Source organism: Inquilinus sp. CA228, from assembly GCF_052078665.1.
Taxonomy (GTDB): Bacteria; Pseudomonadota; Alphaproteobacteria; order DSM-16000; family Inquilinaceae; genus Inquilinus.
Genome location: NZ_JBQJIK010000009.1, coordinates 40,419 through 54,721, shown reverse-complemented (window position 1 = coordinate 54,721; position 14,303 = coordinate 40,419). Strand labels below are relative to the sequence as shown.

Below are 14,303 nucleotides of genomic sequence, written 5' to 3'. Positions count from 1 at the left end.
CGGCGCCGGAGGCCGGCCCATCATCCGGAGAACTCGCGTGAAGCCAGAGATTGCTGTCCTCGGCACGGGGCGGATGGGGTCCGCCCTGGTGCGCGCCCTGCTGCAGCAGGGCCACCCGACCCACGTCTGGAACCGCACGGCGGAACGGACCGCGCCGCTGCTGGCTCTCGGCGCGCTGCCGGCGGAAACACCGGCGGCTGCAGCGGAGTCCGCCCTGATCGTCATCGTCAACGTCTCGGACTATGCCGCGAGCGACCGGCTGCTGCGGGTGCCGCAGGTCGAGGCGGCGCTGCGCGGCCGGCTGCTGCTGCAGCTGACCTCCGGCTCGCCGGGCCAGGCGCGCGAGGCCGCGTCCTGGGCGGCGCGGCACGGCATCGACACTCTCGACGGCGCGATCATGGCGACGCCGAACTTCATCGGCGAGCCGGGCGCGACCATCCTCTATTCCGGCCCGGCCGGGCTGTTCGAGCGGCACCAGGCGGTGCTGCGCGCGCTCGGTGGCAACCCACAGCATGTCGGCGAGGATCCGGGCCATGCCTCGGCGCTCGACGCGGCCCTGCTGGTGCAGATGTGGGGGGCGCTGTTCGGCGCGCTGCAGGGCATCGCGGTCTGTGCCGCCGAGACCATCCCGCTCGCCGCCTATGAGGTCCAGCTGCAGGCGTTCAAGCCGGTGGTGGACCTGGCGGTGGCCGATCTCGTCGCCCGGGTCCGGCAAGGCCGCCTGGCCGGGGACGAGGCGACCCTGGCCACGGTCGCGGCCCATCACGGCGCGTTCCGGCAACTGCTCGACCTGTGCCGCGAGCGCGGCCTGGACCGCACGGTGCCGGACGCCTTCGACCGGGTGTTCCGGGCGGCGATCGCGGCCGGGCACGCGCCGGACGATTTCGCCGTGCTCAGCCGGTATATTGGCTAGCCGAGGGACGGGGAGGCGGGCATGGACGATGGACAGGACGGTATACGGGTCGCGGCCTGCGCCTGCGGCGGCTTGCGGGTGACCCTCGCCGGCCCGCCGCTCGGCGTCTATGCCTGCTGCTGCCTGGAATGCCAGCGGGCGACCGGCAGCGCCTTCGCCGTCCGGGCCCGCTTCGCCGGCACCGCGGTCGTGTCGATCGAGGGCGAGCGCCGGCTGTGGCGCCGCGGCAGCGAGGCCGGCCGCTGGCTCGAGCACTGCTTCTGCCCGGCCTGCGGCGGCCTGGTGTTCATGCGCAGCGAGGCCGCGCCGGACGTGCTCGCGGTCTCGGTCGGCTGCTTCGCCGACCCGGGTTTCGACGCGCCGGCGACGGCCTATTGGACCTCGCGCAAGCCCGGCTGGTGCGTCCTGTCTGGCGTGCGCGAGGTCGCCCGGCAATAGGGGCGAGCATCATCCGTGCGTCCAGCCCGACCGTCTTTGACCGCATTCGACCCATAGCAGCCAGAGGGACGAGAGCTGCCAGCGATCTAGTTCGGGCTTCGTTGGTCACTCCAAGCCGCCCTGCTGACTGACCCGAGTGAACCCTGCGCAGATAAATGAGGCGCCCCAATCGAGACAGTTTGGCGGTCCACGTCCTTGCTATGCGTCAATTTTCAAGTAGTATTGCGTGGATCCTTTGATGCTTAGATTGAAACTAGCGCGATTGGGCAATGCCAATGATGTGGCGCGAGATATTTGCCATGACATTTCTGGCGTCGCACGTCGCCGGATGCGTCGAAGGCTCCGAAGATAAGAGACCTCCGATAGTAATCGCAGATGACTATATACGTCACAAAGATCCTAAACTACTTGTGGAGCATCCCATTCGAAAAATAGATGATAATGCCAACTACTGGTTGATCTATTATCTTCCCGATCCTCGCGGGCCTGAGCCGCGGGGGGTGTTTGGTAACGGCTTTATCGTTGGCGTCGAGAAGAAGACAGGTAAGCCGATCTTCGGAGGCTTCCAGCAGTAGCACAGAAAGCACGGCTGGACCGTGTGGCATGGGACGGCTGTTTTGCTTTGGCGAACGATTCTGGCCGTCTGCCCGCTGTTTGGGTCACCGGTGCGCCGTAGGGATCTGTGGCCGCACTGGCGCGTTCCCCTCTGCGCTGGAAGGGTCCGCTTCCCGCCCTTTGCCGACCGTCTCCAGCGAGCTTCGCCAAACCCCAACCGTCATCGCGAGCCCCGGAGGGGCGTGGCGATCCAGGCTGGTGCCGCCCGTATCGGCTGTTCACGCAATGTTCATTGCGCGACCACTTGCGATTGGTTCATGATACGTTCTATGAAAAAAAGCACGGACTCCGATCTCGACATCCAGGCCTACTGCCGCAGCCTCGCGCTGCAGCAGGTCCAGATGCTCACGCGCCTGGCCGAGATCGCCATGCAGCTGGCCGAGGCCGAAGGCGTCCGCGCCGTCGCCGCCCAGACCCGCGCCGCCCAGCCGAAGGCCGACGAGGCCGCGGTGCAGGCGGCGCGGGCCGAGGCGCAGGAGGCCGGGATGGCCTTCGGCCGGTTCTCCCGCTCGGTGCAGCGCTCGCTGGCCCTGCGCAGCCGCGCCGCCGCCGACCTCTGCGCCGGCGACAAGGCCGACCGCAAGGCCCGCCGCGCCCGCCAGCGCAACCATGTCGCCGGCGCCCTCGAATCCCTGGTCTGGGACCCGGAGCTGTCGCCCGGAGAGCGCATCCGGGCCGAGGAACACGATCTGCAGGAGCATCTCGACGCGCTCTACGGCGACGAGGAGGACCGGATCGAGGACCGGCCGGTCGGCGCGGTGGTCGCCGGCCTGGCCTGCGGCCTCGGGCTGTCGGACGCATGGCGCCGCCGGGCCTCGGACTGGTCGGATCCGCCCTACCCGCCGCCGCTGACCGACACCCCGGACGAGATCCGGGAGCGGCGCCGGGTCCGGGTGCTCGAGCTGCTGAGCCAGCCGCTCCGCACCATGGATCGCGACGAGATCCCCGCGCTGATGGCCGGGATCGAGGCCCGGCTGCAGGAGCCCGATGTCCCGGCGCTGCTCGACGCCGAACCGCCGATGCGGGTCGCCGAACGCCTCTGCCGATCGCTCGGCCTCGAACCCCATCCCGACCTCGACCGGGCGGACAAACCCGACACCGGCTGATCGGCCGGTCTCAGGCCGCCCGGCGCCGATTCGCCGATGAGGCAATGGCGATGCCGCCCAGCACCACCAGGCCGCCGACGATCTCGCGCGGGCCGACGGTCTCGTGCAGGATCACGACGCCCAGCAGCACGGTCCAGACCGGGGTCAGATAGGCGTTCATCGACCCCAGCGTCGGTCCGGCCAGGCGCAGGATCTGCATGTACAGCGCGATCGGCACCGCGGTCGAGAAGACACCGAAGGCCACCAGCTCCAGCCCGTGCGCCGGCACCGCGGCGAAGGCGGACGGGCCGGTGACGGCCAGCACCGCGATCATCGTCGGCAGGCCGGAGAAGACCTGCTGGCCCAGCGCCAGCCGCACCGGCTGCGGCGACGGGATGCCGCGCACATAGATCACGCCGACGGCATAGCTGGCGGCCGTCGCCAGCATCGCCAGCGGCCCGAACAGCCCGCTGCCGGCGACGGCGGCGGGGCCGATCAGGATCGCCATGCCGGCGAAGCCGGCCAGCACGCCGCCGGCGCGCCGGCCGGTCAGCCGCTGATCGACGAACAGCCAGTGCGCCAGCACCGCCACCATCAGCGGGCTCGACGCCGCGATCAGCGCCGCCAGCCCGGCCTCGGTGTCGGCCAGGGCATAGGCGGTCAGCGTGTTCGGGACGATGCCCTGCAGGATGCCCAGCACGATCCAGTCGCGCCATTCCCGGCCCCGCGGCAGGACGCCCTGGCCGCGGGCCAGCAGCCACAGCGCCAGCAGGCCGCCGCCCAGCACGCCGCGGATCGCCGTCAGCGGCATCGGCGCGAAATTCGCGCCCAGCACCTTCATCAGCAGATAGGCGGTCGCCCACAGGAAGGAGCACAGCAGCAGCAGGCCCAGCAGCGGCGCGCTGCCGGTGGACGCCTTGGCGATGTCGGCGGACGGGCTCATGCGCGCCCGTCCGGCCCGGTGTCGAGATCGATCATGCTTCCTCCCGTCGGGCCGGCAAGGTGGCGGAAATCCGGCTGGGCGGGAAGGGGGGTGTCAGCCCTCCAGCAGCGGTGCCACGGCGACGCTGCGGCCGCTGTCGATGCTGTCCAGCGCGGCGACGCCGCACAGCACCGCCAGCGCCCCGGCGCGGGCATCGGCGCGCAGGCCCAGCGGGTCCGGCAGGCCGGGGCGGAACAGCATCGCCTGCATCTTCGGGTCGCCGCCCCAATGGCCGCCATGCTCCTGCGGCACCCAGATGTGCTCGACCGCGCCGAAGTTGCGCATCAGCAGGATCTCGTCGGCCGGCGGCGTGGTCCAGGGCTGGCGCTCGAACTGCCGCACCTCGATCCGCCCCTTGGTGCCGTTGAAGGCCAGATGGTGGCCCTCGATCGGCATGAAGGTGTTGAGCGAGTAGGAGACCTGGACGCCGTTTTTGTAGCGCAGCGCCGCGCTCATCGTGTCCGGGATGTCGATGTCCTCGCGAAACACGCAGGCGTCGCGGACATAGCCGTCCTCGCGCGACGGGTCCTCGTACAGCAGGGTCAGCCAGGCGTCGGACGAGATGTCGAAGTGGAAGTCGCACTCGCCGGCCCGGGCGCAGTCCTTGCAGCGGGTGCCGCGGAACGGGCCCTTGCGGCCGTAGTGGCGCAGCTCGCCGCGGGCGAACACCTCCTCGGGCTCCGAGGCCAGGTACCAGTTCAGCAGGTCGAAATGATGCGTCGCCTTGTGCACGAACAGGCTGCCGGAATTGGCGCGATAGGCGTGCCAGCGGCGGAAATAGTCGGCGCCGTGCCTGGTGTCGAGATACCAGTGGAAGTCGACCGAGACGATGTCGCCGATCGCCCCGTCCAGCAGCAGCTGCTTGATCCGCTGCGAGGTCGGCGCGTAGCGGTAGTTGAAGGTGACGTCGACCCGGCGGCCGGTGCGCTTCTCGGCGGCCAGGATGCGGCGGCACTTCTCCGCCGTGGTCGTCATCGGCTTCTCGGTGATGGCGTCGACCCCGGCCTCCAGCGCCTGGACGATGTGGTCGTCATGGGCGCTGTCGCGGCTGCACACCATCAGCCGGTCCGGTCGGGTCTCGCGCAGCATGGCGCCGAGATCGGTGAACACTGGCGCGTCGACGCCGATCGCCGCCCGCGCCCGCTCCAGCCGCAGCGGGTTCTGGTCGCACAGGCCCACCATCTCGACCACGTCGCCGACCTGGGCCAGCAGCTCACGGCCCCAGGTCCCGGCGCCTCGATGGCCGGTTCCGACCAGCGCGACCCTCGTCTTGCCTTCGCCCATCCTCGCCTCCCAACCCCGTTACGGGGTGTCCCGTTACAGCGTGCAGAGCGTCTGGTAGCGCTCGACGCAGGTCTTCAGCACCTCGTCGCCCGGGCGCTTCCACCAGGTCTCGGCCGAGAAGATCTCGACCTCCTGCGGCCCGGAAAAGCCGGCGGCCTCGATCGCGGCGCGGATGCCGCGCAGGTCGATCACCCCGTCGCCCATCATGCCGCGGTCCAGCAGCAGATCCGTGGTCGGCACCAGCCAGTCGCAGATGTGATGCGCCAGGATGCGCCCCTCCGCCCCGGCCCGGGCGATCTGCGGCATCAGCTCCGGGTCCCACCAGACATGGTAGACGTCGATGGCGACGCCGATGCCGTCGCCCAGCAGGTCGCAGATGTCCAGCGCCTGCTTCAGCGTGTTCACGCAGGCGCGGTCGGCGGCGTACATCGGGTGCAGCGGCTCGATCGCCAGCGGGATGCCGCTGGCCCGGGCATGCGGCAGGATGGCGGCGATGCCGTCGGCCACCATCTGCCGGGCGGCACCGATGTCGCGCGACCCGGCCGGCAGGCCGCCGACCACCAGCACCAGGCAGTCGGCGCCCAGCGCCGCCGCCTCGTCGACCGCGCGCTTGTTGTCGTCGATCGCGGCCTGGCGCGCCTCGGGATCGCCGGCCGGGAACATGCCGCCGCGGCACAGACCGGTGACCTGGAAGGCGTTGTCGCGCACGATCCGCGCCGCCTCGGCCAGGCCGATCTTCTGCACCTGGTCGCGCCAGGGCGCGATCGCGGTGATGCCGTGCTTCAGGCAGGCCTCGGCCGCCTGGCGCATGTCCCATTGCTGGCGGACGGTGGCGAGGTTGATCGACAGACCCTCGGCGGGCATCAGTCAGGTCTCCAGGGATCCGTCGGCCATGGCCGACCAGTCGGGGGTGAGGGCGGTGCCCAGGCCGCGCGCGGCCAGCACCGAGCCGATGGCCAGGCGCCCGCCGCGGATGCTCAGCCGGGCACGGCCGCCGGTCTCGGCATAGAGGTCGGCATGGGCGGCCAGGAAGGCCTGCTGCTCGGCCGCCGGCGCTCCGGCCATGCCGTCGACATAGTGGTGGCCGTTGCGCTCGACATGGCCGGCACCGCCCAGCGCCGCCAGCACCAGATCCTGCTGCAGGGCGATGCCGCCCTGGGTGGTCAGGTCCTCGGCCGACAGGAAGTAGCGGATTCCATCCTCGGCGCTCCATTTGGCGATCCGGGCCCGGTTCAGCAGCGCCCGGTGAAAGCCCTTGCAGGATTTCGAGGAGATGCCGCGATAGCCCAAAGCGCGGGCGCGCGGGAACACGCCGATGTCGGCGTCGGACTCGTCGATCTCGACCGGCACGCGCTCGGCCAAGGCGTGGATCGGCTCGGCCAGCGCCCGGGCGCGGGCGATCGGCTGCTCCAGGAACATCACCGCGGAATGGAGCCGGGCCAAAGCGGGATCGGCCTGGAGACGGTCCCAGAATTCGGCGACCGGCCCGGCCTCGGCGAACTGCTCGTTGCCGTCCAGGGTGACGCGATAGTCGGGCAGCCGGTCCAGCACGGCGGCGATCCGGCGCAGCCGATCCAGGTCCGCCTCGGCCTGGCCGCTCAGCTTCAGCTTGAAATGGCTGTGGCCATAGGCGGCGACCGCTTGCTCCAGGCTCTGCGGCAGCCCGTCGTCCAGGCGCTCGGCGATCTCGGCGGTGGTGATCGGGTCGGCCAGCCCGACCGTGTGCCGGGCGTGCAGGCTGTCGGCCGGCGCCAGCCCGGCCAGGAACAGGCCGAGGTCGAACTCTTCGAGATCGGGCGCGGTGGTCGTGGTCAGCCCGATCCGGTTGGTCCGCACCGCCGTGACCGCATCGATGCCCTCGATCCGGCACAGCGCGTCGATCACGGCGCGGTCGAACAGGGCCAGACCGAAGGAGGCGATCAGCCCGCCCAGCCCCTCCGCCGCGCAGGCCGCGTGGTGCCGAGGTTCGATCGAAGCGCTCAGCGCGAAGGCCGGGGCAGGGGACGCTTCCAGGTAGAAGGGGCGGGCGAGGGCGAGCGACCGGCGCAGCTGGTCGAAGTTCTGCTGCTCGGTCAGGGCCGGGTCCTTGTCGAACCATTTCGGCACCATCAGCTCGGCCGCCTGCCCCTCGGCCCGGCGGCCGTCCGTCGTCTCGACCGTCAGCCGCAGGAAGGCCTGCGGTGCGCCGGTGACGGTGGCGGCGCCGAAGCGGAACGGCAGCCGGAACCGCACCGGCCGCTCATACAGCCGGGCCTCGACAACGCGCAGGCGGGGGGCGCTCACGATCGGCTATTCCACCCCACCCACGGCCAGCACCCTGCGCATCCGATGCACCGCCAGGTCCGGGTCGCGCAGCACGCGGGCGGCGTCGGCCAGGCGGAACAGCTCGGCCAGATGCGGCAGCGACCGGGTGCTCTGCTGGCCGCCGATCATCAGGAAATGATCCTGCAGCCCGTTCAGATAGGCCAGGAACACGACCCCGGTCTTGTAGAAGCGGGTCGGCGCCTTGAAGATGTGACGGCTCAGCGGCACGGTCGGCGCCAGGATCTCATGGAACCCGGCCTCGTCGCCGGCCGTCAGCCGCGCCAGCCCGGCCGAGGCGGCGGGGGCGATGGCGTCGAAGATGCCGAGCAGCGCGTCGGAGTAGCCGTGCCCGTCGCCGGCGATCAGCTCGGCATAGTTGAAGTCGTCGCCGGTGTACATGCGCACGCCCGCCGGCAGCCGGCGACGCATCGCGATCTCCTTCTCCTTCGACAGCAGCGAGATCTTGATGCCGTCGACCTTGGCGGCGCTGTCGCGGATCACGGCCAGGCAGGTGTCCATCGCCCGGTCGTGGTCGGCATCGCCCCAATAGCCGGCCAGGGCCGGGTCGAACATCTCGCCCAGCCAGTGCAGGATCACCGGCTGCTTCACCTGAGACAGGATCCGGCCATAGACCCGGACATAGTCGTCCGGCCCCTTGGCCGCGGCGGCCAGGGCCCGGCTGGCCATCAGGATCACCCTTCCACCCAGGCCCTCCACCGCCTCGATCTGCTGCTCATAGGCGGCGATCACGTCGGCGATGGTGACACCGGGGCCGGGCGGCAGGTGGTCGGTGCCGGCGCCGCAGGCGATCACCGCGCCCGGCCGCTCCTTCGCCCCGGCCAGGGCCCGGCCGATCAGCGCCTTGGCGGTGGGCCAATCGAGGCCCATGCCGCGCTGGGCCGTGTCCATCGCCTCGGCGATGCCAAGCCCGAGGTCCCAGAGATAGTGGCGGAAGGCGATGGTGCGGTCCCAGTCGACCGCGGTGTCCAGCCAGGGGTCGTTGTCGGCCAGCGGATCGGCCACGACATGCGCCGCGGCATAGGCGACCCGGTTGAAGGCCGGGGCGCTGCCCGGCGCCGGCATCGGCAGCGGCGCGTTCTTGATGCTGTAGCTCTCGAGGCCGCCGCCGTTGCGAGGAAGAGTCAAGCCGGCCATGGCTCAGCGCTCCAGCGCCGGCAGATCGACCCAGCGCCGCTCGGCCCAGCTCTGCAGCCCGGCCTCGGCCAGCTGCACGCCCTTCACGCCCTCCCACAAAGTGTACTTCCAGGGCGTGCCGGCGACCACGTGGCGGATGAAATCCTCCCACTGCACCTTGAAGCCGTTGTCGTAGACCACGTTGTCCGGCACCTCGTCCCACTGGTCGAGGAAATTCATGGTCTGCGGCTGGTCCGGGTTCCACACCGGCCGCGGCGTGTTCACCCGATGCTGGGTGAAGCAGCGGGTCAGCCCGGCCACGGCCGAGCCATGGGTGCCGTCGACCTGGAAGGTGACCAGGTCGTCGCGCCGCACCCGCACCGCCCAGGAGGAGTTGATGTGGGCAACCACGCCGCCCTCGAGCTGGAAGGTGGCGTAGGCGGCGTCGTCGGCATCGGCGGCGTAGCGCTTGCCGGCCTCGTCCACCCGCTCCGGGATGTGGGTGGCGCCGAGGCAGCTGACCGACTTCACCTCGCCGAACAGGTTGTCCAGCACGTAGCGCCAGTGGCACAGCATGTCGAGGATGATGCCGCCGCCGTCGCCCTTGCGGTAGTTCCAGCTCGGCCGCTGCGCCGCCTGCCAGTCGCCCTCGAACACCCAGTAGCCGAACTCGCCGCGCACCGCGAAGATCCGGCCGAAGAAGCCGGAATCCCGCAGCATGCGGATCTTCTGCAGCCCGGGCAGGTACAGCTTGTCCTGGACCACGCCGTGGCGGATGCCGCGGGCATCGGCGTGGCGGGCAAGGGCGGTCGCGACCTCCAGCGTCTCGGAGATCGGCTTCTCGCAATAGACATGCTTGCCGGCGTCGATGGCGCGGGTCAGCAGCTCGGCCCTCATCTGGGTCGACCCGGCGTCGAAGAACAGGGTGTCGTCGCGGTTGGCCAGGGTCTTGTCGAGGTCGGCGCCCCAGCGGGCGATGCCATGGCGCTTGGCCAGCTCCTCGACCTTCTCGGCGTTGCGGCCGACCAGGATCGGGTCGGGCATCACCTTGTCGCCGTTGGGCAGGACCACGCCGCCCTGGTCGCGGATGGCGCAGATCGAGCGCACCAGGTGCTGGTTGTACCCCATGCGGCCGGTGACACCGTGCATGATGATGCCGAGGCGCTGGGTGGCCATTCTTCCCTCCCGTTCCGGCACGGGCGTCGATCCCGGCCTTGTTGTAACCAACTGGTTACTAGCCGACCACGGATCGGCCCCGTGCGTCAAGAGGCCGGCGCATGGATCAGGGCCGCAGCGAGGCCAGGATCATCGAGGCGATGTGGTCGCCCCATTCGGCCAGGGCGCGCGTCTCGGTCAGCTCGCGCCGGAAGATGGTCGACAGGGTGTAGCGATTCGACAGGTAGAAGGCGCCCAGCGAGGCGATGCTGACATAGACCTTGACCGGGTCGGCATCGGCCCGGAACACGCCTTTGGCGGCGCCGCGCTTGAGCAGCTCCGAGATCACCGCGACCAGCGGCGAATGCAGGTCGAAGATGCGGGCCGAGCGCTTCAGGTGCCGCGCCTTCATCAGGTTCTCGGTCTGCAGCAGGCTCAGGAATTCCGGGTGCTCGATGAAGTAGCGCCAGGTGAACAGCGCCAGCTCGCGGATGCCCTCGACCGGGTCGTGATCGGCCAGATGCAGCTTGCTCTCGGCCGAGCGGATGGCGACATAGGCGCCTTCCAGCACCGCCAGGTACAGGGCCTCCTTGTCGCCGAAATAATGGTACAGCATGCGCTTGTTGGCGCCGGCGCGTTTGGCGATTTCGTTGATGCGCGCGCCGCTGTACCCTTTCTCCATGAATTCCCTGACCGCGGCGGCGAGGATCGCCGCGCTGGTGCGTTCCGGGTCGCGCACGGCCTTGGTGGCGGGGCGTTTCGGCTTATCTTCCGTCGGGGCGTCGATGGTCTCGTCGCTGATGCTCACGGTGTGGCGGCCTCGATCAGGGCCGGAGGCGACGCGGCGTCGCTGCCGGGGTTCGTGTTGACAGCCATCATCGCATCGATCTAGCTTGTAACCAACTGGTTATAACATCGTCTCGCCGGCCTTCGGTCGAAGGTCTGCCTCAGGCACCAACCGACCACCGCTTGCAACGCCTCGCCGACCGACGGGCCGACCGACGGGGCAAGGCATCAGGAGGAACGCGATGACGCCGCTGCGGTTGACCCGCAGGCCCGCCCTGGGACGCAGGATCGGTGCCGCCGGTCTCGCCAAGGCCCGCGTGACGATCGCGCCTGGGCTCGTGGCGCTGGATCGGCCCATATCCGACGACATCGACTTCATCCCCGACCGGATCATGTCGCTGCCCGAAGGCACCGGCGGGGCCACCGCCGTCCGCGGCCGCAACTGACACACGGGCAACATCAGCGCCTTCGGAGAGAAGAGGCGCGAACGACAGGAGGAACACGAGATGGCGACGCTGATCACCAACCGCAGACAGGTGCTGAAGGCGGGCGCCGCCCTGGGCGGGCTGGCCGCCTCCGGTCTGTCGATGCCGGCGCTGGCGCAGGACAAGCGCCTGCGCATGTTCTGGTGGGGCTCCAAGGAGCGGGCCGACCGCACCAGCAAGGTCAACAAGCTGTACGAGGCCGCACATCCGGGCGTGTCGATCAATGGCGAGACGCTGGGCTGGTCCGACTACTGGCCGCGCCTCGCCACCCAGACCGCCGGCCGCAACGCGCCCGACGTGATCCAGATGGATTACCGCTACATCGTCGAATATGCGCGGCGCGGCGCGCTGCTGCCGCTCGACGACTATATGCCGTCGGTGCTGAAGATCGAGGATTTCGGCAAGCCGGCGATCGATTGCGGCCGGGTCGAGGGCAAGCTCTACGGCATCAATCTCGGCGTCAACTCGACCACCAAAGTCTACGACGCCGAGACGCTGCAGCAGATCGGGGTCGAGGAACCGCACTGGGACTGGACCTGGGCGGAGTACGGCGACTGGTCGCTCAGGGTCGCCCAGGCCTCCAAGCGCGACGGATATTGGGGCATCGAGGATAGCGGTGGCATCGAAGCGGCGCTCGAATGCTGGCTGCGGCAGCAGGGGAAGGCCCTCTACACCGCCGACGGCAAGCCCGCCTTCGACGTGCAGGACGTGACCGGGTGGCTGGGCTTCTGGCACGAGCTGCGCCAGAAGAAGGCGATTCCGCCGGCCGACATCCAGGCATTGGACAAGCAGACGCCGGAGACCAACATGCTGGCTCAAGGGCATGCCGCCTCGATCCAGACCAATTCGAACCAGTTGGTCGCGCATCAGGTGCTGAGCAAGACCAAGCTGAAGTTGACGATGCAGCCGAGCGGCGGCCCGGGCTCCAAGCCGGGGCAGTATATGAAGCCGTCGATGCTGTTCAGCATTGCGGCCCGCAGCCAGAATGCCGAGGAGGCCGCGCGCGTCGCCAACTTCTACGTCACCGACCCCGAGGCCGGGAAGGTGCTGGGCGTCGAGCGTGGCGTGCCGGCCTCGAAGACGCTGCGCGACACGGTGGCGCCGACGCTCGACGAGCTCAGCCGGGCGATGCTGGACTACATCAGCTTCGTCACCGACAAGGTCGGCGAACTGCCGCCGTCGCCGCCGAAGGGTGCGGGCGAGATCAACTTCCTGCTGAAGCGGATCAACGAGCAGGTCGGGTTTGAGCAGTCGTCGCCGGCCGAGGGCGCCAAGCAGTTCGTCGACGAAGCCAACAGCATTATCGATCGCGGGTGACGACATGAGCATTGCGGTGCAGGCCTCAGGCAGGGTGGAACGGGCGCGGGGGAGGCGGCGGCTGACCTCGCGCACGCTCTCGGGCTACATGTTCCTGACGCCGTGGCTGATCGGGTTCATCGGCCTGACCGCCGGGCCGATCCTGGTCTCGCTCTACCTGTCCTTCACCGATTTCGACCTGCTGCAGGATCCGCGCTGGATCGGGGCTGCGAACTACGTCCGGATCGCCACGGCCGATCCGAAGTTCCTGTCCTCGATGAAGGTCACCTTCCTGTTCGTGCTGTTCGCGGTGCCCTTGAAGCTGGCCTTCGCCCTCGGCGTGGCGATGATGCTGAACAAGGGCATCTCCGGCCTGCCGGTGTACCGCGCCCTGTTCTACCTGCCGTCGCTGCTGGGCGCGAGCGTCGCCATCGCCGTGCTGTGGCGGCAGCTCTTCGCCGGCAACGGGCTGATCAACCAGGCCCTGGCGCTGGTCGGCATCCAGGGCCCCAGCTGGATCTCCAACCCGAACTACGCGCTGTCGACGCTGGTCATCCTCAGCATCTGGCAGTTCGGGTCGCCGATGATCATCTTCCTCGCCGGCCTCCGGCAGATCCCGCGCGACCTGTACGAGGCGTCGGCGATCGACGGCGCCCGGCCCTGGCACCAGTTCTGGCGCATCACCCTGCCGCTGCTGACCCCGGTGGTGTTCTTCAACGCCGTGATCCAGACGATCGAGGCGTTCAAGGCCTTCACCCCCGCCTTCATCATCAGCGAGGGCACGGGCGGGCCGATCGACTCCACCCTGTTCTATACCCTGTACCTGTACCAGGAAGCCTTCAGCAATTTCCGCATGGGCTACGCCTCGGCGCTGGCCTGGGTGCTGGTCGTGATCATCGCCCTGTTCACCGCCTTCTCCTTCCTCTCGGCACGCTACTGGGTGCATTACGATGAGTGACATCGCTCTCGGCGATCCGGCCCGCCGCCCGCTGTCGCGGTCGCTGCTGATCCACATCGCCCTCTGCACCGCCTCGGTGGCGATGCTGTATCCGCTGCTGTGGATGCTGGCCAGCTCGTTCAAGGACGACAGCCAGATCTTCTCCTCGGCCTCGCTGTGGCCGGAGAGCTTCAGCCTCGACGCCTATGTCCGGGGCTGGAGCGGGCTCGACATCAGCTTCGGCCAGTTCTTCTGGAACTCGGCGGTGATCTCGGGGCTGTCGGTGGTCGGCAACGTCTTCGCATGCTCGCTGACCGCCTTCGCCTTCGCCCGGCTGCGCTTCCCGGGGCGCAACTTCTGGTTCGCGCTGATGCTGGGCACGCTGATGCTGCCCTATCACGTGACCCTGATCCCGCAATACGTGCTGTTCCTGCAGCTCGGCTGGGTCGACACCTTCCTGCCGCTGGTGGTGCCGAAGTACCTCGCCTCGGACGCCTTCTTCATCTTCCTGATGGTGCAGTTCTTCCGTGGCCTGCCGCGCGAGCTGGACGAGGCGGCGATGATGGACGGCTGCAGCCCGTGGAAGATCTACTGGAAGATCATCCTGCCGCTGTCGAAGCCGGTGCTGGCCACGGCGGCGATCTTCTCCTTCATCTGGACCTGGGACGACTTCTTCGCGCCCCTGATCTACCTGAACGACATGGGCTCCTACACGGTCCAGCTCGGCCTCAGGAACTTCGTCGATTCCACCGGCAAGTCGGACTGGAGCGCGCTGTTCGCCATGTCCGTCCTGACCCTGCTGCCGGTGTTCGTGTTCTTCCTGTTCTTCCAGCGCCTTCTGATCGAGGGCGTCGCCACCACCGGCCTCAAACGCTGACCCGGGACCTCT

General features: G+C 69.2%; 15 protein-coding genes. 8 read left to right on the top strand and 7 right to left on the bottom strand.

Going from position 1 to position 14,303, the window contains the following annotated elements; translation table 11 throughout:
• Positions 1–37: 37 nt before the first annotated feature.
• The 4 genes from ACTOWL_RS06035 (at position 38) to ACTOWL_RS06020 (ending at position 3,072) form a co-directional block, all read left to right on the top strand.
• Positions 38–913, top strand: a complete 876-nt coding sequence (locus tag ACTOWL_RS06035; protein WP_441320295.1) for an NAD(P)-dependent oxidoreductase — start codon at positions 38–40, stop codon at positions 911–913.
• A gap of 21 nt (positions 914–934) precedes the next feature.
• On the top strand, positions 935–1,351 hold the full coding sequence (locus ACTOWL_RS06030) for a GFA family protein (RefSeq protein WP_441320294.1): 417 nt from the start codon (positions 935–937) through the stop codon (positions 1,349–1,351).
• A gap of 275 nt (positions 1,352–1,626) precedes the next feature.
• Entirely contained in the window at positions 1,627–1,926 is a 300-nt protein-coding gene (locus ACTOWL_RS06025) for a hypothetical protein (RefSeq protein ID WP_441320293.1), read from the top strand.
• A gap of 309 nt (positions 1,927–2,235) precedes the next feature.
• Positions 2,236–3,072: a hypothetical protein gene (locus ACTOWL_RS06020; RefSeq protein WP_441320292.1), complete on the top strand. Its 837-nt coding sequence runs from the start codon at positions 2,236–2,238 to the stop codon at positions 3,070–3,072.
• 10 nt (positions 3,073–3,082) lie between these two features.
• Here the strand turns inward: ACTOWL_RS06020 and ACTOWL_RS06015 are convergent, their stop codons facing one another.
• From ACTOWL_RS06015 to ACTOWL_RS05985, 7 genes are all read right to left on the bottom strand, one after another.
• On the bottom strand, positions 3,083–3,994 hold the full coding sequence (locus ACTOWL_RS06015) for a DMT family transporter (protein WP_441320291.1): 912 nt from the start codon (positions 3,992–3,994) through the stop codon (positions 3,083–3,085).
• A gap of 93 nt (positions 3,995–4,087) precedes the next feature.
• The gene (locus ACTOWL_RS06010) at positions 4,088–5,317 is read right to left on the bottom strand and encodes a Gfo/Idh/MocA family protein (protein ID WP_441320290.1); all 1,230 of its coding nucleotides are present in this window, start codon (positions 5,315–5,317) and stop codon (positions 4,088–4,090) included.
• 33 nt (positions 5,318–5,350) lie between these two features.
• Positions 5,351–6,181 (bottom strand): sugar phosphate isomerase/epimerase family protein, encoded by an 831-nt coding sequence (locus tag ACTOWL_RS06005; protein WP_441320289.1) that lies wholly within the window; start codon positions 6,179–6,181, stop codon positions 5,351–5,353.
• Between the two features lie 3 nt (positions 6,182–6,184).
• On the bottom strand, positions 6,185–7,600 hold the full coding sequence (locus ACTOWL_RS06000) for an enolase C-terminal domain-like protein (RefSeq protein WP_441320288.1): 1,416 nt from the start codon (positions 7,598–7,600) through the stop codon (positions 6,185–6,187).
• A gap of 6 nt (positions 7,601–7,606) precedes the next feature.
• On the bottom strand, positions 7,607–8,776 hold the full coding sequence (locus ACTOWL_RS05995; protein WP_441320287.1) for a dihydrodipicolinate synthase family protein: 1,170 nt from the start codon (positions 8,774–8,776) through the stop codon (positions 7,607–7,609).
• A gap of 3 nt (positions 8,777–8,779) precedes the next feature.
• On the bottom strand, positions 8,780–9,931 hold the full coding sequence (locus ACTOWL_RS05990) for a Gfo/Idh/MocA family protein (protein WP_441320286.1): 1,152 nt from the start codon (positions 9,929–9,931) through the stop codon (positions 8,780–8,782).
• A gap of 106 nt (positions 9,932–10,037) precedes the next feature.
• Positions 10,038–10,718: a TetR/AcrR family transcriptional regulator gene (locus ACTOWL_RS05985; RefSeq protein WP_441320285.1), complete on the bottom strand. Its 681-nt coding sequence runs from the start codon at positions 10,716–10,718 to the stop codon at positions 10,038–10,040.
• 220 nt (positions 10,719–10,938) lie between these two features.
• Here ACTOWL_RS05985 and ACTOWL_RS05980 point away from each other — a divergent pair, with 220 nt between their 5' ends.
• From ACTOWL_RS05980 to ACTOWL_RS05965, 4 genes are read left to right on the top strand one after another with little or no spacing between them, the layout of a single operon-like run.
• Positions 10,939–11,142 (top strand): hypothetical protein, encoded by a 204-nt coding sequence (locus ACTOWL_RS05980; protein WP_441320284.1) that lies wholly within the window; start codon positions 10,939–10,941, stop codon positions 11,140–11,142.
• Positions 11,143–11,202: 60 nt separating this feature from the next.
• Positions 11,203–12,498 carry an ABC transporter substrate-binding protein gene (locus ACTOWL_RS05975; RefSeq protein WP_441320283.1) on the top strand — a complete coding sequence of 432 codons (1,296 nt, stop codon included), beginning with the start codon at positions 11,203–11,205 and terminating at the stop codon, positions 12,496–12,498.
• 4 nt (positions 12,499–12,502) lie between these two features.
• Positions 12,503–13,435, top strand: coding sequence for a carbohydrate ABC transporter permease (locus ACTOWL_RS05970; RefSeq protein WP_441320282.1), 933 nt, complete (start codon positions 12,503–12,505; stop codon positions 13,433–13,435).
• Positions 13,428–14,291: a carbohydrate ABC transporter permease gene (locus tag ACTOWL_RS05965; protein WP_441320281.1), complete on the top strand. Its 864-nt coding sequence runs from the start codon at positions 13,428–13,430 to the stop codon at positions 14,289–14,291. Before ACTOWL_RS05970 ends, ACTOWL_RS05965 begins: the two co-directional genes overlap by 8 nt.
• Positions 14,292–14,303: the final 12 nt, after the last annotated feature.